Raw genomic sequence first — 3,130 nt, forward strand, 5'->3', positions numbered from 1 at the left:
CAAGCTTCACGATTTTTGCAACAGAGCCCGGCCAAGGACGACGACCGCGAGCCAACCCCGTAGGGTCGGCAAAGTAGTTGCGTTTCGATCGGGTAGTTTCTGCGGTTCCCAGATTACGGGCTCAAGGGTCGTTCGTGCTGTCCGCACAGGCCTCAGTCAACCTGCGTCTCGATGCAGTAGCGTCGCAGTTCTGCGATCATCGAGGTCTTGGGGGTGCTGACGAAGCGGAACGCATGGCTGAAACGGACGCGCATTCCTCCAGCCTCGAGGTAGCCGTCGCAGGAAGCGCGTCGTCCGTGGGTGACGACAGAAATGACCTCCACCCGCTCGGGAGAACGGCGGGCGCACCTCTCGGGCTGCACTGGGGCCGCTGTGTGTGGATTTCTCGATGAGCGTCCAGCTCATGTCATCGGCAAGCCACTCGGAGAGGGCCTCCAGCTCTCCCTTGGCCCGGTTCACAACCAAGTCTCCGTCGACGCACTTCCGTGAAGACTCATGGTGCTATGGCTCGATCCGATGCGCCCGGCCCTTCTCCGCGATCGGCACGCACATTTCGATGGGTCTATCAGGCTCCCAGCTGACCTGTCCTTGGTAGATGATGCCGAGTTTCCCGGTGGCGCCGTCTCGCTAGTCGGCCATGGCGAAGCAGTGTCGCCGCCGTGTTGCTCCTGCTCACGTCTCACAACTCACATCGAGTCGCCGCTCGCCCAAGAGCCGAACTTCGGGGACGCTGCTGTACCACGCATGATGAGAATCACGCAGGGCACGTAGAGTGCTGCGGCGCAGAGCCAGAGGAAGCCGTCGGCGTTGATGTAAGTGAGCGCGAAGATCGTTGTGAAAGCGACCGGTCCGAAGATCGATGTGACGCTGTTGATGCTGGCGAGCACACCCTGGAGGCGCCCTTGGTGCTGTTCATCGACGCGCTGGGAGAGAAGGGTTTGCAGAGCGGGGAGGCCGATGCCACCGATCCCCAGTGCCGCCAAGATAGGTGCCATGGAAAATGCGTCAGTGACAATCGCCAGGCCTACGAGACCCAAGGCGTCGGTAATACACCCGATGATGACTGTTTTTGCCTCACCGATCCACTCCACGATGCGGCCAGTAAGGAGGGCCTGCACGAGAACCTGTACGATCCCGAAAACGGACAGGGAGATTCCAACTTCGACGGGACTCCAGTCGAGGCGGTGTTCAGTAAACAGCACCCAGGTCGCACCTGGAGCCTGCCCAATGAATTGAACAAGGCCGAATGCGATTAATAGGAAGGTAATCCCAGGCACCGCGCTGAGGCCGGGGCGACCACGATGCTGAGCGAGCGACGCAGAGCGCGCAGGGGAATCAGGACGGGTCTCGCGTAACAGGATAAAGGTGAGTGCCAGATTGCTCGCTGAGAGAAGAGCAGCGAGCAAAAACGGCAGATGTGGCGAGATGGCACCGAACAGTCCACCCATGGCTGGCCCCGCGATCATTCCGCCGCCATAGCAGGCACTGAGTAAACCGAAACGCTTGGCGCGCTGGTGGGGTGGCGTGATGTCGGCGATCACGGTGGCGGTGACCGCATTGGTCGCTCCGGTTATCCCAGCCACTGCGCGGGCGATATAGAACACCGACAGAGCGGACGTCGTGGCGAGCACGAGATAGTCGACGGTCGCACCGGCCAGGGAAACAAGCAGCACCCGGCGGCGGCCGAATCGGTCCGACAGCGTTCCCAGTACGGGGGCAAAGATGAACTGCATTACCGCGTAGAGCGCGATCAGCACTCCGACGTTCAGCGGAACCGCATCAGCGGTGACCCCTGCCTCGTGTAGCAGTGCGGGAAGAATCGGCATCACCAGGCCCATGCCGGCGGCGTCGAGGCTAGCCGTGATGAGGACCGTGGCCAACGAGCCACGAGCGGAAGTGAGAGATGACACCTTATCAACGATAAAGTTATCGATGATAAAGTGCAAGCATGGCTCAGAAACAAGCGCGACTCGATCGTGCAGCAGTCTTGCGCGGTGCGAGGCATGTGCTCAATAACACGGGGATCGACGGTTTCACCACACGGGCGCTGGCTGCGCATCTGCGGGTGCAGCAGCCAGCGCTCTACTGGCACTTTCGGACAAAGGCCCACCTGCTCGGATCGCTCGCAGCTGATGTGCTTGATCGCGAACACCACGCCTCACTCCCAGAGTCAGGGGAGCGCTGGGACGACTTTCTCCTGCGCAACGCGCGGAGCTTCCGGACAGCGCTTCTGGCAGTCCGGGATGGAGCACGGCTGCACGCAGAGTTTCACCGTCAAAAGAGTGACCAGATGCCAGCGGGCTCGGATGCCCCCGAAAGTCAGATCGAGTTTCTCGTGTCCGAAGGATTCGCTGAGGGCTCTGCGGTCCGAGCTCTCATGGCTATCAGCCGCTATACGGTCGGTTTCGTACTAGAAGAACAAACAGCGCTCGACAACGGATGTGAGCCTGTCGATCAAGACCTAGATTTCGAGTTCGGGTTAGTTGCAATGGTTGAAGGGCTGGCATCAAAGCGATGAGGGATGCTCGCACTTTGGGTCTCTGCGTCAGTAAGGTCAATCCTTTCCCGCTCCCGCAGCACCTCCTCCGCGATACTGACGATTCGCTCATGGCTACGGGGCTCACAAACGAGCAAATCAGGGACCGTGTGCATGTCGCGTCGCGATCGCGGAACGGCACATCAGCAGCATCTTCACCATGCTCGACCTTAACGAGCGCACAGGGAACAAGCGCGTCATCGCCGTCCTCGAGTACCTCAAGAACTAAGCGTCGAGTGCGCGACCGGCGCGATGACCATAGGTAACGGCGGTTTAGCATCGGTGCCGCATCTTGACACGACTCAATCCGCGACAGCTAACCTCCGCATATGGAGTTCGACGGAATGGAGATCCCCGACGATATCGAGGTCACGGTCTGGGGGAGCAACGAGCACCGGCTCTGTAACGTCTGCCGCGCAGAATGCGACCCCGAGCCGAGCGGCGCCGACGGGTACGGCGTGCGAATCATCTACGTCTGCCGCGACCACGGACTCCAATCCGTCGTGGACCCATTCGAGCATCTCCGTTGAAGCGCGCTCTTCGCTATCTCCCTGCATTGACGCAAAGGCTCTGTTGCAAAGATTGGCGGCAGTC

General features: G+C 60.5%; 3 protein-coding genes. 1 reads left to right on the plus strand and 2 read right to left on the minus strand.

Features of this window, described 5'->3' with window-relative positions; genetic code table 11:
• Nucleotides 1–686 precede the first annotated feature (686 nt).
• On the minus strand, nt 687–1,910 hold the full coding sequence (tet(33), locus tag HMPREF3175_RS07065) for a tetracycline efflux MFS transporter Tet(33) (protein WP_010991840.1): 1,224 nt from the start codon (nt 1,908–1,910) through the stop codon (nt 687–689).
• Between the two features lie 38 nt (nt 1,911–1,948).
• Between tet(33) and HMPREF3175_RS07070 the strand changes: the two genes are divergently transcribed.
• The gene (locus HMPREF3175_RS07070) at nt 1,949–2,518 is read left to right on the plus strand and encodes a TetR/AcrR family transcriptional regulator C-terminal domain-containing protein (protein ID WP_005882738.1); all 570 of its coding nucleotides are present in this window, start codon (nt 1,949–1,951) and stop codon (nt 2,516–2,518) included.
• 320 nt (nt 2,519–2,838) lie between these two features.
• Here the strand turns inward: HMPREF3175_RS07070 and HMPREF3175_RS07075 are convergent.
• Nucleotides 2,839–3,130 (minus strand): hypothetical protein (locus HMPREF3175_RS07075; protein WP_218078892.1); only part of this gene is annotated, 292 nt, incomplete at its 5' end.

This window comes from Arthrobacter sp. HMSC08H08, from assembly GCF_001807575.1.
Classification (GTDB): Bacteria; Actinomycetota; Actinomycetes; order Actinomycetales; family Micrococcaceae; genus Pseudoglutamicibacter; species Pseudoglutamicibacter albus.